Here is a 25,562-nt window from a genome sequence, read left to right on the forward strand (position 1 = left end):
GACGCAAAACATCCCTCTGAAACGATAACGCCTCCGATCAAGACAACCATGGCGCGGGGTAGAGCAGCCCGGTAGCTCGTCAGGCTCATAACCTGAAGGCCGCAGGTTCAAATCCTGCCCCCGCAACCATCTTTACTTGCGATGACCCCGCCACACCGGCGGGGTTTTTCGTTTGTACGGAAATCATAAGGATTCCAGCAAGATCGCCCTGAACGTCGATCTCGATCTTGCCCTCTACCGGTGTCATCACAATCTGATCTACCAGCGACCGAATGGTGTCGGCGGCTTCTATCCGCTTGCCCTCGTCGTCATCCTGAAGCGATTCGTAGAGCTGCTGGATGCGCTTGCGGTATTGCAGCGCCATACTCGGGTGAAGAAGAGGAGGGGGCTCGTCCGCTTCGGTTAGGAATTGTTCTAGATCAGCTTTTCGAGCTTCGAGTTTCCTGCTTCGCTCTTTTACCATTTCTACCGAAAGTGCGTCATTCAGGTACAGATCGAGAATCTTTTCCAACTCGCGGTTGATCTTGGCCAGTTCAGCTTCAGCGGAGGCAATGCCGGCTCGGCCTTCCATGCGGAGACGGTTCATCTCCTGCGTGAAGACCTCGCAGAAATGGGCGAACAGTTCAGGGTCCACAAGCCGTGTGCGCAGGGCATTCAGCACGCGTGATTCCAGCTCATCACGGCGGATGTTGACGCGGTTGTCACAGGTGCCCTTGTTGCGCGCGGTCGAGCAACCGATCAGCGTTGCCGAGATCGCGGAGTACCCGCCACCGCAGCATGAACATTTGGTCAGGCCCGAGAAGAGGTATTTGGGGCGGCGCCGGTAATTGACGGTGCGGACATCCGCGCTGCCGTTGTCATCCCGCGAGAGCTTGTTCTCCTCTTGCCGTGCCTTCACCGCGTTCCAGAGTTCGTCATCGAGGATCCGGAGCTCAGGCGTCTCCTGGATGACCCATTCCGATTCCGGGTTGGGGCGGGCCTGCCGCTTGCCCGTGTTCGGATCCTTCACGAAGCGCTGCCGGTTCCACACGATCTTGCCGACATACATCTCGTTATTGAGGATGCCGTTGCCACGCTTCGGGTTGCCGTTGATCGTGCTGAAGCCCCAGTCGCCACCTGAGGGAGCAGGGATGCCTTCCTTGTTGAGCGCGAATGCGATCGTCTTGGCGGACTTGCCTGCAGCATAGTCGCGGAAGATGCGACGAACCACGTCGGCCTGGGCGTCGTTGATGGTGCGATCACCGCGAATGGGCTCTCCATTTGCGTCCAGCTTCTTGACCACATCGTAGCCATAGGAGTTGCCGCCACCGGATTTGCCAGCTTCGACCCGGCCGCGCTGCCCGCGGCGTGTCTTGTCGGCAAGATCCTTGAGGAACAGCGCATTCATCGTGCCCTTGAGGCCGACATGCAGATGGCTGACCTCGCCCTCCGAGAGGGTGAACATCTTCACATCCGCATAGGACATGCGCTTGAAAATTCCGGCGATGTCTTCCTGATCACGTGAGAGGCGATCCATCGCCTCTGAAAGGATCACGTCGAAGCGACCGGCCATGGCGTCGGCCATCAGGGCCTGGATGCCCGGACGGATCAGCGAAGCGCCTGAAATCGCGTGGTCGGTATATTCCTCGATGACGTGCCAGCCCTGCTTTTCGGCATGAAGGCGGCACATGCGAAGTTGGTCGGCGATGGAGGCGTCGCGTTGATTGTCGGAAGAATAGCGGGCGTAGATCGCGACTTTCAAAACATGGCTCCCATCCGCATCAGGAGGCGCGCTTCCTCCTTCGCCTGGACAACTTCACTTCCTCTGCAAAGCACTCCCGCGCCGCTTGCTTTGCCAGGATGCCGACCAGACGCAGAAGGCGTGGATCGGGACTGCCGCGCGGCGTAAACGTCAACTCCGGCTCGTCCAGCAGCAAAGATTCGAGCAGCGCTTCGCGTTCTGCTCCTGTCATCTTTGCTGTGTTTCCTGGGGCTCGCAAGGTCATAACTGACAGCATTCGTCTCATGCCCGGCATAAGCAATGGAATTTACAGGCGAACATTTGGCGGTGATCGGTGTGCTGATGCGCGTCATGGCGTGTGGCGGCGTAGTCTGGCGTGCCACGGCAGAGTAAAATGACCTGTCGGAATCGCTCGCTGTCGCCGTCATCTTTCGCCTCGATGCTGGTCCTTTGGAAGCTGTTGCTTGCAGTTTAGACTTTATCGTATTGTATTTTGCAATACAAGGTACTATCTTCGAGCTAAGGAGACTCGCCATGGCCAACACTGCTGAACGCAAGGAATATCCGATCTCGATGCGTCTGCTCGAGGCGGATGTTGCCATGATCGATCGCGCCGCGGGCCTGCGCGGCCGCTCACGCACGGATTTCGTGCGCGAGGCCGCTGTACGCGCGGCCGAGGAGGTCGTCATGGAGCAGGGGCTGGTCCGGATGAGCCCGGAAGGCTTTGCTCAGTTCATGGATGTGTTGTCGCGTCCCGCCGCTCCTGTTCCGGAGATGGTGGAAGTGCTGAAACGGCCTGCGCCGTGGGAGCCGGGCTACGTGGCGAAGCGGTAGTCCCTTGCAGCTTTCGGGACCCGAGCCGCTTACCGCCGCTCACGATGTTTCTGAGTTTTCTTGTGGCAAGCCGATGCTCGACCACTGGCTGAAAACCCGAGCGCTCTCTAATCAGCAGAAGGGCTTTACAGCCGTTCTTGTCGTGCATGAGGCTGGACGTGTGGTCGGGTACTACGGTCTCGCACCCACCGCCGTTGTCCCATCGGTCATGCCGCGTTCAATACGGACTGGGCAGCCGCCTAATCCGGTGCCGTGCATACTTCTGGGGCAACTGGCCACCGATACCGCATGGGCAGGGCTGGGCATCGGCACCGGCCTTGTGAAGCACGCCCTTCAGCGCTGTGTTCAGGCGGCCTCGCTCATTGGCGGGCGGGCCTTGATGGTCAATGCTGTTGATGAAGAAGCTGCCGAATTCTGGAGGCGGCGCGGATTTGAGCCTTCCCGGGACGATGCTCTGATCCTGCTGCGTTCTATCGGTGATCTCGCGGCCTCACTCGCCAAGACCAGTGGATGAGAGCCGTGGAGCCGAGAATGGGCTCTACAAATCAACTGCTTGCGCACGAACATGCGGAGCTGTGCGAGCGCGGACCTCGTCATAAAGAGCGACCTCCCCGGGCATGGAAATCGTCACGGCCAAACCGAAAGGAACCATCTCGTCGTTGGGCGCGCCCTGATCCGGATCGCGCTGAATGACGAGGGGGATTGTCATGTTCGGGGTCACGACGGGCGAGTTCTCGCCGCTCCAGCAGCGCGAAAAGACAGTTCCCCGATTGCTCTGGTTCTCGTCTGGTTGCCAACTGTGGCCAGAGACAGCCAGCGCATTCAGTTCCGTAGGCTTGAGTATCTTGAGTCGGCAACTGCGATAGCTCTTGCGCCCGGGCGAGACAGGCGTGAACCAAGCAACTGTAGCCGAAAGGCTGTGCGGCCTGGCCTTGCCTCCAATCGCGACGGGGACCGGGACGTCGATCGTAACGATACGATCAGCCCCCAGCAGCCCTGTTGCAAAGAAAGTCGCCCGGTCCGCGGCACAAGCTACTGCGTCGTCGGCGTCAACGTAGCCATATCCCATGAAGCGCCGGATATTGTCCTTCTGCTTTGATGCCTGACCGCGGCCCGTGGGGCCGAGCGTAGTCTTTATGAGATCGGCGGTATCTCGGGGCCACTGGGCGGGATGCACCAGTAGCGCTTTCAACAGAACGGCACGCTGCGTGGGCGTGAGCCGCAGAAACTCTTCGCCGTAGGCAGCCTCCAGAGCATCATGTATTCTGTGACAGGTGCGTGAGGCGAGGGCTGCTGCAGCGCTCGTGCCATTCGTATAGCCATCGAGATTTTCACGGCCGGCTCTCGGCGGGGCTGCAACCTTGAGGCCAGCGCCGCGCGAGGCGGCGGCCGGAACGACATCGATATGGGCATGGTTGCGCACAAACCGCATATGTTCGCGCGCGCCAGGCATCAGGATGTCCGGTTTGATCGAACGGGCAAAGCCTGGCCCAAGACTGCTCGAGGGGTTTGCCATAAGATGGCTGGGAAACGGATCGATCAAGGCTCGCGCCAGCGCCCGATCAGCCGGAGCTACAGAGTCAATATTTCCGCCGCCCACGGTGATGCCGTTCACAGTCTCGGCTGGCGATAGCAACCGTCGCTCAGCCATAACTCCATGGAGAGCAGTGATCATGGACGTCGCACGACTTTGTCCGTCCGCATCCTCATATTGGCTGGCCGTCGCATAGCCAGTGATGCCGAAGTCAGTCGTCTGATTGCCGGCGCTCACCACAAACAGCAGGCCGAGACGGTAAGAGAGCCGGTCAAGAAGACGCGCCCAAGGTGAGAGCTGATTGTGAAACGGCCGATACCTGTTGCCCAGCGAGAGATTGACGATCACGATCCCAGGGCGCTGTTCACGTAGCCGCATGACCGCAAGGTAGATGAGGTCCACGACGAGTCTGTCGTCAGGGAATGCGTCGCCATTCCCCATCACTGGAATGACATGGATCTGCCTCGGCAGCCGGTCCTCGTTTCGATTGAGATCGCCATGGATGATGAGGGACGCCATCGCCGTTCCATGTGCTCTGGATTCCACCAGAGCGTGTGGCTCGAGTTCGAACGGATCGTCGAGATCGATATGAGCTGTCAGTTGACGATGGGCGCTTACCGGTACTCCGTCGAGGAGGGCCAAGATCGGTTCGCCCAGGGCTTGCTCGGCACTGTCGACCAGCGGGATTTCGGACGGATCAGCGATCTCCACCGTTGTGGCTTCGGACTGAGGCCGGATATGCATTACAGATTCCAGACCTGCGATGCCTTCGATCCGCTGTTCGATGATTTCGCGGACCGCCCAGGCCGGAATGTCGGCGAGCAGCGCGTGGTACGAAATATCCGGCAGGCGTGCCCGCGACACGATTGCGCCCCCGCGGGCGGTTATCGCGCGCGACGCCTCAGCTTCGCTCGCTCCTGCTGCCGCGTCGTTCGATCTAAAGACGAGCTCGATTTCGACGCGGATGAGTTGGTCGTCCTCATGATCGTCGACGATGGTGGCGAGAAACGTCCGATCTGTTGGATGAACCCGGTCATTCGGCCCCCACGGGCGCAAGTCCCGAAGGTGCTCGAACACATTTGCCCAGGTCGTTTCGCCGCGGACAAGCTCTCCTGCCTGCCAACGGCGCCAAAGGGACTCGAGATTCTGCAAAGCCGCCATGTCGGGAACGAGCAGATAGGCGAAGGGATGTTCATCCCCTTCGTCACCTTCAAGCTCTTCCTCATCCACGAGTTCCAGACCGGCAACCTGCTGGATGGCTGCGGCAAACGAACTTATGGAGCCGCGAACTTCAAAGACCAGTAGCCGTTCAGGGGCGAGACCCGCCGGATCGGCACGCAGTTCAAGCGCGGCATTTCCGCGAGCGAGAACTTCCGCCAGACGCGCAAACTTTGGCCCGATTGCCGCAGTTTGACGTTCTCTTGGAAAGGCATCCGGAGACGGGACAGGCCGTGGACGACCTATAGGGCGAGGTTGATCAGCTCTTGGTGTCAGTCTCAGGAGCGGTTTCGTTGGATCGCTCGGCATTTATGATCTCTGGCGTAACGCGCGAGGTCCATAGATCAAGCTCCACGCGCAGTGCGTCATCAATCGATACCTCCCCCAAACCCAAAATCTGGCGCCGCCTCACATTCTGGCAAAAATCGAGAGCTTCGGCGTAACTGACATTCCCTAGGCGACCGGCAATCCTGCCGAGCGTCATTTTCGGCGCATCCGGCCAGCCAGACACGATCCGGTCCAGGAGAACGGTGATCTCGCTCTTCTTCGGCGCCGGAATTGCGAGCCGCATCTGGAACCGCCGCCAGACGGCCCGGTCGAGCAGTTCGCCATGATTGGTCGCAGCCACGACGATCACATAGCTCGGGAGCTGATCAAGCTGCATAAGAAGGAATGAGACCACACGCTTGATCTCACCCGTCTCGTGCGTATCGCCGCGCTCTTTGCCAATGGCATCGAACTCGTCAAAAAACAGCACGCTCGGTGTCGTTCTTACATAGTCGAAGAGCTTGCGAAGCCGCGCGTTGGTCTCGCCGAGATAGCTGCCGATAAGGGCGTCGTACCGGACGACGTAGAACGGCAGGCCCAGACCCTCGGCGACCGCTTCGGCAAACGAAGTCTTGCCGTTGCCCGGTGGACCGGAAAGCAGTACGCGGTGACGAGGTTCATAGCCACTTGCCCGCAGAACGTCCGCCCGTTGATGCTCCTCAATGAGTTGGCGACCGCTTTCGCGCGCCGGCAGTGGGAGAAGCAGATCGTCCATTTGCAGCCGGGGAGTGATCTCCAGAATGGCTTCGCGCCCGTTGGCGGCGGCAAGATGAGGCGAACTCGCGGTAAGAGCTGGTGGCGTGATCGGAACGGTCGACAAAGCTCGTTGCATGCGGTCTGCAACAATGAAATGCTTCTTGGCACGTTCCTCGGCAACCATGGCTTCGGTAGTTGAGCGCAGCATCTCCTGATCGCCGGTGGCACCGGCGCGAATTAATGACACAAGAAGATCGCTACGCGCCATAGTGGCCTCTATTAACCCCCAACCTCAAGCCATGAAGTTTGTTCATGCTAACCAAAAGTGGCTACACAGTTTTCTGCCGATTACCGCGTTCAGCAGCGGCAACCCAGGCTGAAGCGATTCAGTAGCTTTGACACCTTAGCAGTCCGTCGAGGTTTACGGAATCCCCAATTGACAACTCCCTCCTCTCGGCAATCACGTGCCCCTGTCGGGGCGATTCGGCAGATCGTGTGCTTTCTCCGGATGTTTTTCACAACGGTCATCGGGGAGCGTACAGTGCCATCAGAGTGAGGGTGTGGGTTTCCTGGTACTTGGGCGCGTGCAGAGAATCGATCTGATTTTGTGAGGGAAAGCCCTCCCCCTGGCCGGCACTTCCGTTACCGACGCACCCCCTTCTGCGGGGAGACCCCGCAACGCCCCCTGAGAGTGAGAGTGCGGACGGGTTTTTCCGTGACGGGTTGAGGGCTGGAGAAGAGGTCTCCGGCGCCCGTCGCGGAGATCATCCCGATGGCCAGAACTGACAGAGCCGCGCGAGGCGGCGGCAATCGCACCAATCTTTACGACGACATTACCGGCAAGATCATCGCGGAGCTGGAGGAAGGTCGGCTGCCCTGGGTCAAGCCATGGGGCACATCAACGGCAAAAGCGCCACTCGCCATGCCGAGGAATGCGGCAACCGCACGGCAATATTCCGGGATCAATGTCCTGATCCTTTGGGGCGCCGTGATCCAGCACGGCTATCCGACCCAGCATTGGCTCACTTTTCGTCAGGCGCTTTCGCTCGGCGGCAATGTCCGCAAGGGCGAGCATGGCACGACCGTCGTCTATGCCGACCGCTTCACTCCTGAGGACGAAAAGCGTCGCGCCCGGGACGCCGGTGAAGAAGCGGGAAGCATTCCATTCCTGAAACGCTTCACCGTGTTCAACGCGGCCCAATGCGAGGGGCTGCCCGAGAATATCGCCGTGGAGGCGCCGCCACCGCCGCCCGGCATGATCGAGCCAAGGGTCGAGGCACTGATCCGCGCGACCGGTATCGATTTTCGCATTGGCGGCGATCGCGCCTTTTATGTGCCGGCGCACGACTATGTGCAGGTGCCGCCTCCGCAGGCCTATTTCGAGCCGATCAACTGGCACAGGACCGCCCTGCACGAAATGGGTCACGCCACTGGTCATGCCTCACGCCTGGGACGGGATTTTTCGGGCAGCTTTGGCACGAAGAAATACGCCTTCGAGGAATTGGTCGCAGAGATGAACGCGGCCTTCTGCTGCGCTTCTCTTGGTATCGTACCGACCGTTCGTCATGCCGACTATATTGGGTCCTGGCTGGAATGTCTTCGGGAGGACAATCGCGCCATCGTCCGCGCCGCCTCGCAGGCGAGCAAGGCGGCCGACTGGCTGCTCGCGCATCTGCCCGACGAGGAGGTCGCCGAACCTGTCGCAGCCTTGGTTGAGCGGAGGGCTGCGGCATGATCCTCCTGACCCGCACGCAGCGCGCGCAGCTTCTCGCCAATGGCCGGCGGCGCGACACTGATCACCACCCCGTCGTCAAATTCTACAATCCCCTTGGCGCAGGCGTCTGGCTCGCGACCGAACTGGATGAGGACGACGACATCATGTTTGGTCTCGCCGACATCGGCTATCCCGAACTCGGTAGCTGGAGCTTCGCTGAACTGGAGGCAATCCGGCTGCCCTTGGGTATGAGGATCGAGCGGGACGTGCTTTTTACCGGCCTGTTCCCGATCTCGGTCTGGGCTGAAACAGCGCGCATGGCGGGCGGCATACGGGCCGCCGAGCAACTCCTGTCCGCCCGCTTCCGTGGCGGTGCTGCACAGACCCTGAAACCCGCCGATACAGAAATCCGGAAAGCCTGAGACCCGGCTGTCCGGATTTGCGCTTTTGCGCCGCTCTCTTGGAGGTAGAGGGCGGCGCCTCTCGTCGTGACGTGGTGAAAGTTCCGGTGCCGGGCCGGCTGGGCCGAGCGGCAGCCAGGAGAGGAACAGGAGGGATGGGAGTTTCGTGACGGGCTGGTTGCCGGAGAGAGAGGCTCCCCGGCGTCCGTCATGGAGCAACTGACATGGCCACTGCCGTTCAGAAGATCACCCTGTCGTCCTCGCGCGATATTCCCTTCAATAAGCTGATGCTTTCCCAGTCCAATGTCCGGCGCGTCAAGGCCGGCATCTCGGTCGAGGAACTCGCCGAGTCCATCGCCCGCCGCGGACTGATCCAGTCCCTGCATGTACGCCCGGTCCTGGGCGAGGATGGCGCCGAGACCGGCATGTTCGAGGTGCCTGCCGGTGGCCGCCGCTTCCGGGCGCTGGAACTGCTGGTGAAGCAGAAGCGCCTTGCCAAGATCGCGCCCGTGCCTTGCGTGGTGTCGGAAGCCGGGGCTGATGTGCTGATTGACGAGGTCTCGCTCGCCGAAAACATCGAGCGCGCGCCGCTGCATCCGCTCGACCAGTTCCGTGCCTTCCAGTCCATGCGCGAGAAGGGCATGACCGAAGAGGCGATTGCTGCTGCCTTCTTCGTCGACGCGAAGGTGGTGAAACAGCGCCTGCGCCTTGCCTCGGTCTCGCCCGCGCTGCTCGACATCTATGCCGCAGACGGCATGACGCTGGAGCAGCTCATGGCCTTCACTGTCAGTTCCGACCATGCCCGGCAGGAACAGGTCTGGGAGGCGATCAAGGATGGCTGGCAGAAGGAACCCTACCATATCCGCCGCCTGCTGACCGAGACCACGGTGCGCGCCGCCGACAAGCGGGTGCTCTTCGTCGGCATCGACGCCTATGTGGAGGCCGGCGGTTGCGTTTTGCGCGATCTCTTCCAGCAGGACGATGGCGGATGGCTGCAGGACCCGGTTCTGCTCGACCGGCTGGTGGGCGAGAAGCTGAAGACCGAGGCGGAGAGCATTGCCGCCGAGGGCTGGAAATGGATCGAGGTCGCCCTGACCTTTCCTTACGGCCACGATCATGGACTTCGCCAACTGGTCGGCACCACGGTCGATATGACCGAGGAGGAGCGCGCAGCCCGTGAGGCGCTGCGCGAGGAATATGACCGGCTGGAAGCGGACTATGCCGAGGCTGACGAATTGCCCGACGAGATCGATGCACGCCTCGGCGAAATCGAGCAGGCGCTGGATGCCTTTGAGCGCCGTCCGATGACCTTCGAGCCGGAACAGATCGGCATGGCGGGTGTCTTCATCAGCATCGACGCCGATGGCGCCTTGCTGATCGAGCGCGGCTATGTTCGGGCCGAAGATGAAACGCCTGCGGAACCGGAGGCTGAGATCGTTGACCCGGAAACCGGCGAGGTGATCCAGCGGGCAGAACCGGAGGTAAGCCGCATGCGTGCAGTCATCACGCTGGGCGGCCAGCCGGTCGAAACTGAGGAGGAAGACGAGGCCGACACCATCAAGCCGCTGCCCGATCGCCTGGTCAGCGAACTGACCGCGCATCGCACGCTGGCGCTGCGGGATGCGGTGGCGGTGAACCCGCATGTCGCCATGACGGCACTGCTCCACCGGCTGGTCATGGATTGCTTCATGCCGCACTCCAGTCGCGGGTGCCTGGAAGCACAGGTCCGGGAGGTTCATCTGCCCGCTCAGGCCGAGGATCTGCGCGATAGCGCATCGGCCAAGGCCATCGCTGACCGGCGCGAACGCTGGGGCGATCATGTCCCGGCAGACGATGCTGCCCTCTGGGATTGGCTGACCGATCTGGACGACGGTTCACGCATGGATCTGCTCGCCCATTGCGTTAGCTTCGGTGTCAACGCGCTCTATGAAAAGCCCAACCCCTATAGCGGCGCGGGCGTCAGTCAGCACGGACTGGACATCCGCCTGTCGCAGGCTGACCGGCTCGCTCGTTCGACCGGCCTCGACATGGTGGCCGTGGGCTGGCGACCGACCGTTGGCAATTATCTCGGCCGCGTGACCAAGCCGCGTATCCTTGAAGCCGTGCGCGAGGGGGCTGGAGATCGGGCCGCCGATCTGATCGGGCACCTCAAGAAGGGCGACATGGCCAAGGAAGCCGAACGTCTGCTGGCAGATTCCGGCTGGCTGCCTGAGCCGCTGCGCATGGTGGACGAGTGTATCGAAGTCGATCCGGCATCGGGCGCTGCGGCGGAGGCCGACGATCTGCCCGATTTCCTCTCCGGCGATGGCGAGGACGACCCGGCTGACGACGAGGAAGAACAGCATATGGTCGCTGCTGAATAGCACTCATGCGGGGCGGCTTCGGTCGCCCCGTTTACCACCCTCCGTTTCCGCAACTCGCCCGGTCCTCGTGATCGGGCTTTTTCTTTGGAGACTTTCCATGTCTGCCAACATCGACATTGACGAAATCTTTGCCCAGGATCGGGAAAACCGTCCGACGGAGCGCACACTGCCCTGGGAGGAAAGCCGCGACGGCATGACCGTTGTTGTGGAGCCAAAGCCCCATTGGGCCGAAGACATGCGCGTTTTCCGGCTCGATGCCCGTGAACATTGCCGCTATGCCGAATGGACAGCTCATGGCGTTCGTGCCCGTTTCTTCGGTCATATCGATACCTCAGGCGATGATCTGATGATGAAGGCGCGCGCGATGATTGCCCGCGAAATCGCCGATGGGCTTTGGAGCTGATGACCCGATCGCAGGGTGTCGGGCCGTGAGGATGGGAGGTCTGCACTGGAGGGGTTCAATCCGGCTTCACCATGCAATCCGCCATCCCCATCAGGACAAGCGGCGACCATATCCGGCCTGAAGGGAACACATCCTGATGCCAGCATGGTGGCAAGGCTGGCGCGGCAGAGCATCTGCGATGGGTATCCGGAATCCTGTCAGATGCGAAAAACCACCCCGCTTCCATTCGCAAACCTTGGTCCGATCCGTCTCTTTGACATTCAACCCGTGAAGGGTCGGCTTACGCGAGCGTGCCGCCCTCGGGGATTCGGAAAAAGTCCGAACGCCCTCGGGTGATTGCAGATCCGGTCAGACACTTCGGGCGCCTGTCGCGCGGGGGATGGTCCCCCGCCTCCAAAGACAGGAGCCGGAACCCATGTCCTATGCAGATGCCACCGCCTTCGCCGCCAGCCTCGCCGCCACGCTGATGATCGAGATCGTCGTGTTCCAGGCTGGAGATGGCACCCACGCCGCTTGCCCCGCCGCCGAGTTCGACGGCGACGACGACATGGTGAAGCTGGAGCTGGACCCGTGGGAGTAAGGCGCGAAAGCGCCTCATCCCCGACGGCCCGAGCGCGGCAGCCCGCGCTTCGGGCCTTCGGCGCCTCACGATGGTCCCCCATCGCCGGCAGCGGAACCGGGAACAAGCCCGGTCAGAGAGGAAGAGTGCGGGCCGTTCGGCCGTGACGGGTTGAGGGTCGGAGAGAGAGGCTCACCGGCGCCCGTCATGGAGTGCTTCCGATGACCTTTGCACGTTCCGAAACCTTCCGCCCGATCGGTCAGATACTGGCTGCCGATGTTCTGCCCGCGCTTTATCGGTCGCAAAAGCTGCCGCTGCGCATCTCGTGCCTCGGCGTCGCCAGCTATGACGCCAGTGACGCGGCAAACAGCTTCGACCGCATGACCCCGCTTGGGGAATGCCCGTCACCGGAAGAGGCCATACAGGTCGCGGCTCTGCGCCTATCGCGCGACGATATTTGCACGAGGCCGAACAGCTTCCCGTATTTTCAGCCGCACATCATGCTCATTCAGGACCGAGATCAGCGCCTCGTCCTCGCCGGTGAAATCCGCGCCGGCATTATCCTCTGGCAACAACCGGTCGCATCCGATGCCGAGGCACGCAGGATCGTGACCGAGGCCAGCCGCCTGCGCGGTATGGCATTCCGGGCCTCGGACCCCGGTGATGCGAGACGGCTGCGTTACCGCGCCGCTGCGCTGGAGACCCGGTTGGTCGATCCCTTCTGGCGCGAAACCTCGGCCGATCTGCTCCGCCTGCCGCAGGCCGCCTGAGCTTCACCCTTTCCATCCCATTCGGCTCGGCCATACGCCGGGCCATGTCATGTCCGGAGACCGTCATGGCCGACTATTACACACACTTTTCCTGCCTCCTCGACGTAGGCACCCCCGAAAACGCCGCCCGCGCGCTCGAACTCTACAATGCGCTGGCCGATGAAAATGACGCGGAAGATCCGCCCTCGGATGGATTCCTGCTTTCGATCCAGCCCGAACATGGCGGCACGCAGCTCTGGATGCGCGATGACGTTACCGGCGATCCGGAGCACGTCATCCAGTTCGTCAAACGCTGCGCCTCCGAATTCGGTCTGAGCGGCCGGTGGGGCCTGCAATATGCCAATACCTGCTCGAAACCCCGCGTCGACGGTTTCGGCGGCGGCGCGCATGTTCTTGACCTCGCCACCGGCGAGACGGTCGACTGGATCTATACCGATGGCTGGCTTTCCACCGTGCTGGAGGGAGGCGATCCCTATGAGTAAGGTCATCGAAACCACCGTCTATCGCCTCGACGAGTTGTCGGATGCGGCGAAGGACAAGGCCCGGGCCTGGTGTCGTGAAGGCGGCTTCGACTATGACTGGTATGAGACCGTCTATGAGGATTTCCAGCGCATCGCCGAAATCCTCGGTCTTGACCTCAAGACCCGGCCGGTCCGGCTCATGGGCGGCGGCACCCGGCAGGAACCCTGCATCTGGTTCCGGGGCTTCTGGTCGCAAGGGGATGGCGCGTGCTTCGAGGCGCGGCTTTCCTACCATAAAGGCGCCCCACGTCTGATCCGGGAATATGCGCCGCAGGACACAGAACTGCACCGCATCGCCGATGTCCTGCAGGCGATCCAGAAACGCAATTTCTACCAGCTGCGCGCCGAGGCCAGCCATCGCGGCCATTACTATCACGAATACTGCATGGCGATCTCGGTCGAGCGCGACAGCCCGAACTGGCAGGACATGACGGCGGATGCCGAGGAGACTGTGATCGAAGCGCTGCGCGATTTTGCTCGCTGGCTCTACCGCCAGCTGGAGCGCGAATACGATTATCTCTCCTCCGACGCGGTCGTGGATGAAACCATCCTCGCGAACGAATACATGTTCGCCGAAACCGGCCGCCGCTTCGGCTGATCCTCTGGCGCCCCACCATCCGGTCGGGGCGCTTTTCTTATGCGGCCAGGTTCAGAGGAAGAGGCTTGCCGGAAGGGGTTGAGTCCGGGTGGTCGAGAGAGCGCTGGCCGGGCTTGCCCGCTTATGCTCTCCCGAGGTTTTCTGACATGAACATGGTGTTTCCCGTGACCGATCCGGTCACGCCGAAGGCGGCTGCGCCCGCAATTCTGGCTGCGGCCGAGCTGCTGCTTCCCCATCTGGAACGCGGCCAGCGCATTGATGCCGTCGCACTGCGGACGGCCGTGGAAACCGCCTTCGGTGTTTCCGATGCTTCCGGCGCCTGGGACTGGAAGACGGCATATGAGGCCTGCGAGGTCGCGACCGTTCTGTTCCTGCGCAAATACGGAAAGGCGCTTTTCCGCAAATCCGCCTCTGCGGATGCGCGTCTCTCCCATCTGACGAAGATTGCCGGGCTCCTGCCGACGCAAACCCGGCGCTCCGAGGAAAGTCAGAACCTCCAGCAGTTCTCGACGCCTGTCCCGCTGGGTCTCGCTGCCCTGACAGCGGCCGCGATCACGCCTGATGACAGGGTGCTGGAACCATCGGCCGGCACCGGCCTTCTCGCGATCCTGGCGCAGATCGCCGGCGGGTCGCTGATCCTCAACGAGTTGGCCGATACCCGCGCCGATCTTCTTGCCCAACTCTTTCCGGCCTTCGCTGTCACCCGGTCCGACGCCGCCCAGATCGACGATCATCTGGCCCCGGATGCCGTCCCGTCCGTGGTGCTGATGAACCCGCCATTCTCGGTCATGGCCAATGTCAGCGGTCGTGTGTCCGATGCGGCCTACCGCCATATTGTCTCGGCGCTGGCCCGTCTTGCCCCCGGGGGCCGCCTTGTGACGATCACCGGCGCAGGCTTTGGTCCCGAAGCTCCGGCATGGCGGGATGCTTTCATCCGCTTGCAGGCCCGTGGTCGTGTGGTGTTCAGCGCCGCCGTCGATGGTGCGGTCTATGCAAAGCACGGCACCACGTTCGACACGCGGCTGACCGTGATCGACAAACGGCCCGCCGACGATCCGGCCAGTTTCCCGGCCTCGCCGGGGATCGCGCCTGATGTTGCCACGCTGACCGAATGGATTGAGGAGCATGTTCCGCAGCGTCTCCCAGTATCATTGCCGAAGATCGTGGTGCCCGCTTCGGCGACCGCGCCGAAAACCGTGCGAGGCTATCTGGCCCGCGCGACAGCCACACGGCCTGCCGCTGCCCCGGCTAACGATCCCGAAGGCGTCGAACTCACCTATGAGACCGTGGACTGGACGCCACCCGAAGGCGCTCGCCTGTCTGACGCGATCTACGAGGAATATGCGATGCAATCGCTGCGTATCGCTGGTGCACAGCCGCATCCGACCAAGCTGGTGCAATCCGCCGCCATGGCCTCGGTCGCACCGCCCAAGCCTTCCTACCGGCCCATGCTGCCGCCCGACATCTGCGCGCGTCTGTCGGACGCCCAGCTTGAAACCGTGATCTATGCCGGTGAAGCCCATGCCGATCATCTCGCCGGCAGCTGGACCGTGGACGAGCATTTCGACACTGTGAGCGCCGCGCCCGAGGATGCTGCCGGATCGATCCGCTTTCGCCGGGGCTTCATGCTCGGTGATGGAACCGGCGCTGGCAAGGGTCGCCAGTCCGCCGCCATCATTCTCGACAACTGGCTTCGCGGTCGGCGCAAAGCGATCTGGATCTCCAAATCCGACAAGCTGATCGAGGACGCGCAGCGCGACTGGTCGGCGCTCGGCATGGAACGGCTGCTGGTCACGCCTCTGTCACGCTTCCCTCAAGGCAAGCCGATCATGCTGTCGGAAGGCATCCTTTTTACCACCTATGCCACGCTGCGCTCCGACGACCGGGGCGAGAAGGTTTCCCGCGTCAAGCAGATCGTCGAATGGTTGGGGTCCGATTTCGATGGAGCCATTATCTTCGACGAAAGCCATTCCATGCAGAATGCCGGTGGCGGAAAAGGTGAGCGCGGAGATGTCGCCGCCTCGCAGCAGGGACGTGCGGGCCTTCGGCTCCAGCACGCGCTGCCCGATGCCCGCGTGGTTTATGTCTCGGCGACCGGCGCCACCACCGTCCACAATCTCGCCTATGCGCAGCGCCTCGGCCTCTGGGGCGGTGAGGACTTTCCGTTCCAGACGCGCGCCGAATTTGTCGAGGCGATCGAAGCCGGTGGCGTTGCGGCCATGGAAGTGCTGGCCCGCGACCTGCGATCCCTCGGCCTCTATACCGCCCGCTCACTCTCCTATGATGGCGTCGAATATGAACTGATCGAGCATCAGCTCACGGACGAACAGCGGCACATCTACGACTCATATGCTGCCGCCTTCGCCGTCATTCATGGGAATCTGGACGCGGCGATGGAAGCCGCCAACATCACCGGCAGCGAGGGGACGCTGAACCGGCAGGCGAAGTCTGCTGCCCGTTCGGCCTTTGAAAGCACGAAGCAGCGCTTCTTCGGCCATCTGCTGACCTCCATGAAAACCCCGACCCTGATCCGGTCCATCGAGGCCGATCTGGAAGCGGGCCATGCCGCCGTCATCCAGATCGTCTCGACTGGCGAAGCCCTGATGGAACGGCGGCTGTCCGAGATCCCGACCGAGGAATGGAACGATATTTCCGTCGATGTCACGCCGAGGGAGTATGTCTTATCCGGAGCTCGGGATAAGACATAATATGCCGCGTCAGCATTATGCTGAGTTCGGGGCTTCAAGCTGTTGTTCTGGTGATTCATTTTCAGGTTTCCGCTTTGGATAATCATGATGCCTCTGCTCTCAACCGCAGAAGGACATCCCCCATGAACTCCCCCTCGAACTCTCCGCTCGGCTGCCATGCAGACCTTCTTACGCCAGTCTCTTCCGCGCTTTATGCTGGGCGGGACGGAAGAGACTGGGTGGAAATCGCGGGTGGCTGAAAAGAGCGACATAGAGGCGGACTTGGCGCGGGTTCGAGCGCGTCTGGCAGATCTGGATGCCGAGCAGCGTGAGCTTCAGCGCGAGATGGTGGCACTCGAGGCTCACCTCGCTGCAGAGCATGCGCCGGCAGTGAAACAGCCTTCCTTCGACAACGCCCCCGTCACGAATGCCTCGCCGTCGCACGAAAAGGTTGATCTGTTCCGCCGCCTGTTCGCCGGTCGGCCTGACGTATTCCCGGTGCGATGGGAAAACAGGAAGACCGGTCGCTCAGGATATTCGCCTGCTTGTGCCAACGAATGGGTGAAGGGCATCTGCGGCAAGCCGAAGGTCAAATGTGGCGAATGCCCCCATCAGAAGTTCATCCCGCCGGACGAAAGCATCATGGAAAAACACCTGCGCGGTGATGATGGCCGAAGCGGAGATTTTGTCGCCGGCGTCTATCCGCTGCTGCCCGGTGATACATGCTGGTTCCTGGCGGCGGATTTTGACAAGGCATCCTGGACGGATGACGCGAATGCCTTGCTCGAAACCTGCCGGGTGAAGGGAGTTCCCGCAGCGCTGGAACGATCGAGGTCGGGGAACGGAGGTCATGTCTGGATCTTCTTCTCCGAACCGGTCGCCGCCCGTCTGGCGCGCCAGCTCGGGTCGGTCCTGATCACGGAAACGATGGAAAGGCGGCCGGAAATCGGCTTTGCTTCCTATGACCGGCTGTTTCCAAACCAGGATATCATGCCGCTCGGCGGCTTCGGGAATCTGATCGCACTGCCGCTCCAGAACACTGCGCGCAAGACGGGCAACAGCGTCTTTGTAGACACGGACATGCGGCCTTTTGCCGATCAGTGGGCTTATTTGTCCTCCCTGCCGAGAATGTCGGCGGCGGCGGTGACCGACCTTGTCGAAGCGGCAGAGCTTTCCGGGCGGGTGTTGGGCGTCCGCATGCCGGTGGATGACGAACAGGCGGACGAACCCTGGAAAATGCCCCCCTCGCGCCGCAGCACGCCGCGCCGCCTCGATGTTCCCGTTCCACCGACCATCAAGGTGACGGTCGCAGACCAGATCTATATCGACCGTTCGGAGCTGCCTTCGGCCATGATTGCCCAACTGGTGCGGTTGGCCGCGTTCCAGAACCCTGAATTCTATCGTGCGCAGGCGATGCGGTTGCCGACATTCGGCAAGCCGCGAATTGTGTCCTGTGCCGAACTGCATCCCCGACACGTCGCCCTGCCGCGCGGCAGCTTCGACGAAGCGATCGGGTTCCTGTCCGATCACGGTGCGACAGCCGATCTGGACGATTTGCGCGAAGACGGAACCCGCTTGCCGGGGACGGTTCACTTCCGTGGCGAACTTCGCCAGCAGCAATCGCGAGCGCTTGACGAATTGGCCGAACACGATACCGGCGTGCTTGCCGCCACGACTGCATTCGGCAAGACGGTCGTGGCCTCGGCGCTGATCGCACATCGTGCCCGCAATACGCTAGTTCTGGTCCACCGTCGCGAACTCCTCAGCCAATGGGTCGAGCGCCTTCGGTCCTTTCTGCAGATCGACCCGAAGCAGATCGGCACCATCGGCGCCGGAAAGCGCAAACCCACCGGTGTGGTCGACGTGGCGCTGATCCAGAGCCTGGTTCGCAAAGGCGAAGTTGACGACGTCGTAGCCGATTACGGTCACCTCGTTGTCGATGAATGCCATCACCTGTCCGCTGCAAGCTTTGAGCTTGTGGCCCGCAGATCGAAGGCGCGCTATGTCACGGGATTGTCGGCAACGGTCGCCCGAAAAGACGGGCATCACCCGATTATCTTCATGCAATGCGGTCCGGTGCGCCATCAAGTGAGCGCCAAATCACAGGTCGCCGAAAGCGGCATTCACCATCGGGCGCGGGAACGTCACACGAGATTCCGGCTGCCAGAGGCCCTCGCCATGGCCGAGCGCCCGTCAATGCCCGCGATCTATGCCGCTCTGGCGGAGGACGAGGCCCGAAACGATCTGATCTTCGACGACGTGCTGAAGTCACTGGAGGCCAAACGCTCGCCGATCGTGTTGACCGAGCGGAAGGATCACCTCGAGCATCTTCATCAGCGGTTCTCCCGATTTGCGAAGAACATCGTCGTGCTCCGTGGCGGCATGTCTGCAAAGGATCGGAAGGCCGCGCATGCGGCGCTGAATGTCGATGACGACGAGGAACGGCTGATCCTCGCGACAGGACGCTATATCGGCGAAGGCTTCGATGACGCCCGGCTCGACACCCTGTTCCTGACGATGCCGATCGCCTGGAAAGGCACGCTGGCGCAATATGTCGGCAGGTTGCATCGGCGGCATGACGAAAAGAAAGACGTGCTGGTGGTCGACTATGTCGACAGTTCGGTGCCCGTCCTGTCCAGAATGGCCGCCAAGCGACGAACGGGCTATCGGGCCCTTGGCTATGTGATGGAATAGCGCCCCGCCGAAAGCGGGACGCCAATTCTGCCCGGTCGGTCAGGATCTCTGTGTGGCGACGGCCAAGACCTGCATTAGCTTGTCCGAGGGTTCCCGGAACCGACCCGGCTTGATCAGCGGGGCGTGATGGGCATCCAAGAGCGCGAGCTTCTCGGTCGGGTCCGCGCGCAGATACATCTCCGTCGTCTGGATGCTGGCATGGCCGAGCCAGAGCGCGACCTTGCGGATATCGCCGGTGGCCTGAAGCGTGTGCATGGCGCAACTGTGCCGCAGCACATGGGAGGTCACGTGCTTGGCGGCAATCGAGGGTGCCGAGCGTTCGGCGGTCGCCACGTGTTGCCTGAGCCTAAAGGCGAACCCGTCCCGCGTCATCCTGCGGCCGTCGCGGCTCAGGAATAACTCCGGCCCCGCATCGCCTGGGCGGACGGCCAGCCACGTGCGAATGGCGGCCTGGGTCTCTTTCCAGAGCGGCAGGATGCGCTCCCGCCGCCCCTTGCCCAGGATCCGCACGCTGGAAAACGACCCTGCGGGAAAGTCGCCCATTCGCACCGCGAGCAGTTCGGACGCCCTCAGCCCCGCGGCATAGGCCAGATGCAGCATCGCCCGGTCGCGCAAACCGCCCGGCGTGTGGTGGTTCGGCGCGGCAAGCAAGGCGCGGACTTCTTTCTTGGTCAGGTAGTCGATAAGCTTGGCATCTGTCCGCTTGATCGGCATGGCCCGGATCATCATTGCCTGCTCAAGACATGCCGGGTGGCGATGTTCGACAAAACGGAAGAACGATTTGATTGCCGCCAGCCGCGCGTTGCGGGACCGGACGGAATTGGCACGCCCTTCCTCGATATGGTCAAGGAACGCCCTGATCATCTGCACATCAAGGTCTTCGATGGCAAGTTCCGAAGGGGAACGCTTGAGCCGTTCGGCGGCGAACCGCAGGAGAAGGGTGAATGCATGCGCATAGGCCGCGATGGTATGTCGGCTTGCTCCGCATTCGCCCGGGAGGTGGGTTTGCAGGAAGGCTGAAAGGTCGGGAGCGAGCGGGGTCATGCGGCACCTCCGATCCAGGTCTCTTCGGCGGTCGACGCGATCATCTGCAGCAGGACCGGCGTGGCCTCGAGGTGCCAATAGGTGTTGGCGATATCGACATGGCCGAGATAGGTGCTCAGGGCCTTCATGTGCCGCAAGACAGCCTGCGGGTCATTCCCGCAAGCTTCCAGAGATCGCACCGCGAATGTATGGCGCAGATCGTGCACCCGGGGGCCGGGACCTGTCGGGTTGCGATAGCCGAGCTTCCGCACGATCCGAACAAAGACCACGTAAACCCTGGTCGCCGTTGGAGCGCGGCCATGACCCAGAACGAAAAGATCGTCGCCAGCATTGCGCACGATACAGCGGGCTTCGAGATACCGTTCCAGCGCGGCGCGGGTCGAGGCATGTATGGGCACGAGACGGCTCTTGCCGAACTTTCCCTTCCGGATCATGAGACCATCTTCCGTCAGGTCGTCGCGCCGGAGGGACAAAGCCTCCGAAATCCGCAAGCCTGTCGAGGCAAGCAGCCCGAACAGGTTGTGGTAGGTCAGAGGGCTGATCGGCGTCAGGCCGGGCACCAGCAGCGCCTCCTGCATGATCCGACTGATCTGGTCCTGCGTCAGAATATGCGGAGCAGGTCGCCGGCGTCGTGAACGGCCCAGCAGACCCATAGTCGGAATCTCGTGCTGCGCATCTTCCGCATGCAGGAACACCGCCAGCGCGCGAGCGCGATCAAACCGGGCCCGCGCGGCATCCGGCGTCGATGCGCCACCGGCCCACTCCAGTATCAACGCCGCCGTCACGTGCGTGATGGACCGTTCCGCGGCAAAATCCGCGAAGGCGCGCAAGGATGTCTCCTGCGCGGCAAACTTCATTCCAAGGGCACGATTCAGTTGGACGAAGCGGTCGACATGGTGATGCATCATGATGCGCACCCCGGCCATGCCTGAGCCACGTCGGCCAGCACCTCGACATCAACCTTGGCGTAGATCGCGGTGGTATCGCGCGAGGTGTGGCGGAGGGCGACACCGATCTGGTCAAGATCCGCACCACCGCGCAACCAGGCCGACGCCAACGAATGGCGAAAGACATGTGAGCCGGTCGGCAAGCCAGTAAAACCGCTCCGGTTCAGGACACGGGAAACGATCCCGGCGATCTCGGCAGCGGATCGCAGCGGAGTGAACGGTGCCTGGGTTCGGAGAAAAATCCTGTCCGTGGCGACCACCGGACGCACATCCTCGATATAGGCCAGCAGCGCATCGCCTGCATCCTGCGGCAGGGGCATCATCTCTCCGCGTCTACCCTTGCCGTGCAATCGCAAGCGGCTCGCGCGCCAGTCGATATCGGACAGCCGCAGTTGCCAGATGTCTCCCGCGCGCAGGGCCAACCGGGCGAGGAGGAGGAGAATGGCACGGTCCCGTATCTCGACGGGCGTATCGGTGCGACAGGAGGCAATGATCTCTTCGATCTTCGCGGTGGGTATGGTGCGCGGGACGGTCGAAAGCCTGCGCCGAACAGCGGGTGGCACCGCATGGAGAAGCGACGGGGAGCATTGACCTTGAACGATGGTGAATCGCAGGAAGGAGCGCAGCACGGTGACCGTCATGCGCACAGATGATCGGGAACGCTCTTCGCCCTGATCCAGAACGATAGACCGGATTGCCGCCGCTTTGTAATCCTTCGGGGTTGCGCCCAGGCGTTCCAGCCAGCGGCCGGCTTCGTTCAAATAACGCCGTAGAGTCTCTGACGTCACCCCACGTTCGCGGCGCAGCCATTCCGAGAACTCGGTCAGGCGCGGATCGTAGGCGGGAATGCAGTCACGCGCTTCTGCGGGGATCAGACGCTCTTCCCGCAGGAACCGGACAAAAGCACGAGCGCCACGACGACGATCCCAGGTGCCGGAACCCTCGACCCGTTTACCGCGCTTGGTCTTGATCCCGCAACGGCAATCATGATGCGCGAATTGGACAATGATGGCCTCGTCGATTCCACGAACCGAAACACGCATCTGCCGCGCCCATTCCGCGAAATGGCGCGCCTGACTCAGTCGCATCGAATGCGTCACCTTGCTGTAACCGGCGGCGCTGAGCTTCCCGGCATAGGCCTCCAGATATTGCCCGAGCCGCGCGACATCATCGGCAATCATGACCAAACCGGTGGCTTCGAGATAGCTCAGGAACCTGCGCGTATCGGTGGCGTAGACAGGTTTGCGCAGTTGCGCAGGGCTGTAGTGGCCGCAGCGGCAGCGATGGCGCAAGAACCTGTCCACCGCTGATGCATCGAAATCTCTGATCGGGATCTTCCGGGCGCGTGCCCACTTCAGGAAATGCCGGGCGGCGCTCAGCGCGCCTGCCGAAAGCCGTGGATTGTCCGCGAAATAGGCGCGGACCAGAGCGAGTTCGTCGGCGCCGGCCCGGTCGGCGAGCGGAGAGTTCGAGGGGGAGTTCATGGAAGATGTCCTTCTGCGGTTGAGAGCAGAGGCATCATGATTATCCAAAGCGGAAACCTGAAAATGAATCACCAGAACAACAGCTTGAAGCCCCGAACTCAGCATAATGCTGACGCGGCATATTATGTCGGCTCGTATTTGCAGCATTCCTTCCCGGTGCAGCTCTATGAACCCTTCACCGATGGCGAGGGCAACCTGTCGTCACGCCCCGTCTTCCGCGATGGTCAGCCGGTGAAATGCCGTGAAGCCGTGGCGCGGCGCGACGAGATGCTGGAGCAGCTGGGTTCGCTTCCGCCTGTCCCCGGAGCGCTCGACCAGATCGTGCAGCGCTTCGGCACGGATATTGTGGCGGAGGTCACGGGCCGCTCACGCCGGATCGTGCGCAAGGGTATTGGAGCAGCGGCCCACCTAGCCGTCGAGAACCGTGCGCCTTCTGCCAACCTTGCCGAGACTTCGGCCTTCATGGATGATCAGAAGCGCATTCTGGTCTTCTCGGATGCCGGTGGCACGGGGCGCAGCTATCACGCCGAACTCTCGGCGCGAAACCAGCGGCTGCGCGTGCATTACCTGCTGGAGCCAGGCTGGAAGGCAGATGCCGCCATTCAGGGGCTGGGCCGCACCAACCGCACCAATCAGGCGCAGCCGCCGCTCTTCCGGCCCATCGCCACGGATGTCAAAGCCGAGAAGCGCTTCCTTTCGACCATCGCCCGCCGCCTCGACACGCTGGGCGCGATTACACGCGGCCAGCGCCAGACAGGCGGTCAGGGGCTGTTCCGTCCCGAGGACAATCTGGAATCCGCCTATGCCCGCGATGCGCTGCGCCAGCTCTATCTGCTGATCGTGCGCGGGAAGGTCGAGGGATGCTCGCTCGAACGGTTTGAATCCGCCACCGGCCTGAAGCTGATGGACAGCACCGGTGTGAAGGACGAACTGCCGCCGATCACCACCTTCCTCAACCGCCTGCTGGCGCTGACCATCGAATTGCAGGGCATCCTGTTCTCGGCCTTCGAGCAGCTTCTGCAGGCACGGATCGACGGAGCAATCGCATCCGGCACCTATGATATGGGGCTGGAGACGCTGAAGGCCGAAAGCTTCATCGTCACAGACCGGCAGGTCATCCACACCCATCCGGGCACCGGCGCGGAAACCCGGCTCCTGACGCTCACCGAGCGCAAACGCAATCAGCCGGTTACGCTCAATGCCGCCCTGGCGGAACTGGATGATCCCCGCGCAAGATTGCTCATCAACGAGCGATCCGGTCGCGCTGCCGTTCAGGTCCCGACCACCAGCGTCATGCTGGATGATGGTGAGATCGAAAGGCGCGTGCGGCTGATCCGGCCGATGGAAGCGATGAACATTCCGGTGCGGGCGATGGGCGAGACCCATTGGATCGAGGCTGACCGTGCCGCCTTCACCACAGCCTGGAAGGCGGAACTGGCCCAGGTGCCGGAGTTCACCGACAGCATCCTGCATATGGTGACAGGGCTGCTTCTGCCGATCTGGAAACGCCTGCCGCAGGACTCCGCCCGCGTCTATCGGCTGCAGACCGACGAGGGCGAACGCATCATCGGTCGCCGGGTATCGCCGGCCTGGGCCGCCAATGCTTCGACCAGTGGCGTCACCAACAGCCTGACACCGGACGCCGCCTATGCAGCGCTGATCGAAGGTCGCACGATCCTTGATCTCGCCGAAGGGCTGCAACTGCGCCGCGTCCGCGTCATGGGCGCCAACCGGATCGAACTGACCGGCTTTACCGATGCGATGCGTGACCGGCTGCGAGCCTATGGCCTCTTCAGTGAGATCATCTCGTGGAAACTGCGCTTCTTCGTGCCCGTCGATGTAACGGGACCGGAGATCATCGGCAAACTGCTTGACCGCTTTTCGGCCCTGCGCATCGGTGAGCGGGAGGCCGCATAATGGCGCGTCTCAACGCTTCCGAACTGGCGCAGCGTCTCGGCCGACAGGCCGAGGCGGTGTGCCGCCATTATCTCTCCAATGGCCGCAAACAGGGCAATTACTGGCAGGTTGGCGATGTCCGAAACACGGCTGGCCGCTCCATGTTCGTCCGGTTGCACGACAGCGTGAAAGGCATTGCCGGTAAATGGCAGGACTCGGCCACGGGGGAATATGGCGATCTGCTGGACGTGATCCGGGACTCGCTCGGTCTGATCGATTTCACAGACGTTGCCGAAGAAGCCCGGCGCTTCCTCAGCCTGCGGCATCCTGAACCGCAGCCGCCATCCCGTCAGTCTCGCCCGCCAGCACCATCGGGATCATCGGAGGCCGCACGCCGACTCTGGCGCATGACACAGCCGCTGATCGGCAGTACCGCAGAAGCGTATTTACGCGGACGCGGGATGACGGATTTACGCCAAACCGCAAATCTGCGTTTCCATCCCAACTGCTACTGGCGGCCCGAGGACGATGGCCCGACGCAAACCTGGCCCGCCATGATCGCCGCCGTCACCGACTTCGCTGGCAGGATCACCGGCGCGCACCGCACCTGGCTGGCCTCTGACGGTTCCGGCAAGGCACCTGTCGATCCGCCAAGGAAGGCAATGGGCGACCTGCTCGGACATGCGGTTCGTTTCGGTGATGCGCAGGATGTCATGGCAGCAGGGGAAGGTATCGAAACCATCCTGTCACTGCGTCAGGCTCTGCCCACCATGCCGATGGTTTCCGCACTCTCGGCCGCACATCTCGCCGCTATTCTGTTCCCGCCGCAACTGCGCAGGCTCTATATCGTCCGTGATAACGATCCGGCAGGGAACAGCGCCCGCGATAGCCTGGTGGACCGGGCGCACGAGGTCGGAATCGAGACCATCACGCTCTCGCCCATGATGGGGGACTTCAACGAAGATCTCGTAACTCATGGGCTGGATGCCGTTCGAGCAGAGATCCGGGTGCAAATTGCCCCCGAGGACGTCAGCCGCTTCATGGCTTCAATAGCATAGCCGGTATGGGGCCGTGATCGGAGGCGTTCCGATCCGGTCATGCGCGCAGGCTGCATCTTGTCATCAGCAGAGGACCGCGCCTTGGCCTTCCGAG

Annotated in this window: 20 protein-coding genes, 1 tRNA gene and 2 pseudogenes; 16 read left to right on the top strand and 7 right to left on the bottom strand. The window is 62.2% G+C overall.

Features of this window, described 5'->3' with window-relative positions; genetic code table 11:
- Positions 1-52 precede the first annotated feature (52 nt).
- Both PARHAE_RS18865 and PARHAE_RS22015 read left to right on the top strand, forming a co-directional pair.
- Positions 53-129: transfer RNA gene (locus PARHAE_RS18865), tRNA-Met, on the top strand.
- A 43-nt stretch (positions 130-172) separates the two neighbouring features.
- Complete coding sequence (locus PARHAE_RS22015) at positions 173-406, top strand: hypothetical protein (RefSeq protein WP_338142935.1); 234 nt, start codon at positions 173-175, stop codon at positions 404-406.
- Between the two features lie 249 nt (positions 407-655).
- Here PARHAE_RS22015 and PARHAE_RS18870 read toward each other — a convergent pair.
- Positions 656-1,741, bottom strand: a pseudogene (locus tag PARHAE_RS18870) (recombinase family protein); the annotation flags it as partial.
- Positions 1,742-1,760: 19 nt separating this feature from the next.
- Positions 1,761-1,952 carry a hypothetical protein gene (locus PARHAE_RS18875; protein WP_126156088.1) on the bottom strand — a complete coding sequence of 64 codons (192 nt, stop codon included), beginning with the start codon at positions 1,950-1,952 and terminating at the stop codon, positions 1,761-1,763.
- Between the two features lie 302 nt (positions 1,953-2,254).
- On the opposite strand from PARHAE_RS18875, the gene PARHAE_RS18880 reads away from it, so the two are divergent.
- Both PARHAE_RS18880 and PARHAE_RS18885 read left to right on the top strand, forming a co-directional pair.
- The gene (locus PARHAE_RS18880; RefSeq protein WP_126156089.1) at positions 2,255-2,554 is read left to right on the top strand and encodes a type II toxin-antitoxin system TacA family antitoxin; all 300 of its coding nucleotides are present in this window, start codon (positions 2,255-2,257) and stop codon (positions 2,552-2,554) included.
- A 73-nt stretch (positions 2,555-2,627) separates the two neighbouring features.
- Positions 2,628-3,068, top strand: coding sequence for a GNAT family N-acetyltransferase (locus tag PARHAE_RS18885; protein ID WP_241232886.1), 441 nt, complete (start codon positions 2,628-2,630; stop codon positions 3,066-3,068).
- A 24-nt stretch (positions 3,069-3,092) separates the two neighbouring features.
- On the opposite strand, the gene PARHAE_RS18890 is transcribed toward PARHAE_RS18885, so the two are convergent.
- Both PARHAE_RS18890 and PARHAE_RS18895 read right to left on the bottom strand, forming a co-directional pair.
- Positions 3,093-5,615, bottom strand: a complete 2,523-nt coding sequence (locus PARHAE_RS18890; protein WP_126156091.1) for a S8 family peptidase — start codon at positions 5,613-5,615, stop codon at positions 3,093-3,095.
- Entirely contained in the window at positions 5,566-6,597 is a 1,032-nt protein-coding gene (locus PARHAE_RS18895; RefSeq protein WP_126156092.1) for an AAA family ATPase, read from the bottom strand. Before PARHAE_RS18895 ends, PARHAE_RS18890 begins: the two co-directional genes overlap by 50 nt.
- 504 nt (positions 6,598-7,101) lie before the next feature.
- Here PARHAE_RS18895 and PARHAE_RS18900 point away from each other — a divergent pair.
- The 10 genes and pseudogenes from PARHAE_RS18900 (at position 7,102) to PARHAE_RS18945 (ending at position 19,039) form a co-directional block, all read left to right on the top strand.
- Positions 7,102-8,064, top strand: a complete 963-nt coding sequence (locus PARHAE_RS18900; protein WP_126156093.1) for an ArdC family protein — start codon at positions 7,102-7,104, stop codon at positions 8,062-8,064.
- Positions 8,061-8,465 carry a DUF2958 domain-containing protein gene (locus PARHAE_RS18905; protein WP_126156094.1) on the top strand — a complete coding sequence of 135 codons (405 nt, stop codon included), beginning with the start codon at positions 8,061-8,063 and terminating at the stop codon, positions 8,463-8,465. The genes PARHAE_RS18900 and PARHAE_RS18905 overlap by 4 nt, the downstream gene beginning before the upstream one ends.
- A gap of 203 nt (positions 8,466-8,668) precedes the next feature.
- Positions 8,669-10,807: a ParB/RepB/Spo0J family partition protein gene (locus PARHAE_RS18910; RefSeq protein ID WP_126156095.1), complete on the top strand. Its 2,139-nt coding sequence runs from the start codon at positions 8,669-8,671 to the stop codon at positions 10,805-10,807.
- 97 nt (positions 10,808-10,904) lie between these two features.
- Positions 10,905-11,210: a hypothetical protein gene (locus PARHAE_RS18915; RefSeq protein WP_069709513.1), complete on the top strand. Its 306-nt coding sequence runs from the start codon at positions 10,905-10,907 to the stop codon at positions 11,208-11,210.
- A gap of 415 nt (positions 11,211-11,625) precedes the next feature.
- Positions 11,626-11,790: a hypothetical protein gene (locus PARHAE_RS18920; RefSeq protein ID WP_164555315.1), complete on the top strand. Its 165-nt coding sequence runs from the start codon at positions 11,626-11,628 to the stop codon at positions 11,788-11,790.
- 200 nt (positions 11,791-11,990) lie between these two features.
- Positions 11,991-12,539 carry a hypothetical protein gene (locus PARHAE_RS18925; RefSeq protein WP_164555316.1) on the top strand — a complete coding sequence of 183 codons (549 nt, stop codon included), beginning with the start codon at positions 11,991-11,993 and terminating at the stop codon, positions 12,537-12,539.
- Positions 12,540-12,604: 65 nt separating this feature from the next.
- A complete protein-coding gene (locus PARHAE_RS18930; protein WP_126156098.1) occupies positions 12,605-13,021 on the top strand; it encodes a hypothetical protein in 417 nt (138 codons plus the stop codon).
- A complete protein-coding gene (locus PARHAE_RS18935; protein ID WP_126156099.1) occupies positions 13,014-13,658 on the top strand; it encodes an antitoxin of toxin-antitoxin stability system in 645 nt (214 codons plus the stop codon). Before PARHAE_RS18930 ends, PARHAE_RS18935 begins: the two co-directional genes overlap by 8 nt.
- 146 nt (positions 13,659-13,804) lie before the next feature.
- Positions 13,805-16,339, top strand: a pseudogene (locus PARHAE_RS18940) (strawberry notch-like NTP hydrolase domain-containing protein); the annotation flags it as partial.
- 219 nt (positions 16,340-16,558) lie between these two features.
- Positions 16,559-19,039 (top strand): TOTE conflict system archaeo-eukaryotic primase domain-containing protein, encoded by a 2,481-nt coding sequence (locus PARHAE_RS18945; protein ID WP_241232888.1) that lies wholly within the window; start codon positions 16,559-16,561, stop codon positions 19,037-19,039.
- A gap of 39 nt (positions 19,040-19,078) precedes the next feature.
- On the opposite strand, the gene PARHAE_RS18950 is transcribed toward PARHAE_RS18945, so the two are convergent.
- Genes PARHAE_RS18950 through PARHAE_RS18960 form a run of 3 tightly spaced genes read right to left on the bottom strand, consistent with a single transcriptional unit; the run spans position 19,079 to position 22,514 of the window.
- Positions 19,079-20,083, bottom strand: a complete 1,005-nt coding sequence (locus PARHAE_RS18950) for a tyrosine-type recombinase/integrase (RefSeq protein ID WP_126156101.1) — start codon at positions 20,081-20,083, stop codon at positions 19,079-19,081.
- A complete protein-coding gene (locus PARHAE_RS18955) occupies positions 20,080-21,009 on the bottom strand; it encodes a tyrosine-type recombinase/integrase (protein ID WP_241232889.1) in 930 nt (309 codons plus the stop codon). The genes PARHAE_RS18950 and PARHAE_RS18955 overlap by 4 nt, the downstream gene beginning before the upstream one ends.
- A complete protein-coding gene (locus tag PARHAE_RS18960) occupies positions 20,988-22,514 on the bottom strand; it encodes a tyrosine-type recombinase/integrase (RefSeq protein WP_126156102.1) in 1,527 nt (508 codons plus the stop codon). Before PARHAE_RS18960 ends, PARHAE_RS18955 begins: the two co-directional genes overlap by 22 nt.
- Before the next feature lie 36 nt (positions 22,515-22,550).
- Between PARHAE_RS18960 and PARHAE_RS18965 the strand changes: the two genes are divergently transcribed.
- Both PARHAE_RS18965 and PARHAE_RS18970 read left to right on the top strand, forming a co-directional pair.
- Positions 22,551-24,431, top strand: a complete 1,881-nt coding sequence (locus PARHAE_RS18965; protein ID WP_478354267.1) for a strawberry notch C-terminal domain-containing protein — start codon at positions 22,551-22,553, stop codon at positions 24,429-24,431.
- Positions 24,431-25,468 (top strand): DUF7146 domain-containing protein, encoded by a 1,038-nt coding sequence (locus tag PARHAE_RS18970; RefSeq protein ID WP_126156103.1) that lies wholly within the window; start codon positions 24,431-24,433, stop codon positions 25,466-25,468. The genes PARHAE_RS18965 and PARHAE_RS18970 overlap by 1 nt, the downstream gene beginning before the upstream one ends.
- Positions 25,469-25,562: the final 94 nt, after the last annotated feature.

Source organism: Paracoccus haematequi (assembly GCF_900631945.1).
Classification (GTDB): Bacteria; Pseudomonadota; Alphaproteobacteria; order Rhodobacterales; family Rhodobacteraceae; genus Paracoccus; species Paracoccus haematequi_A.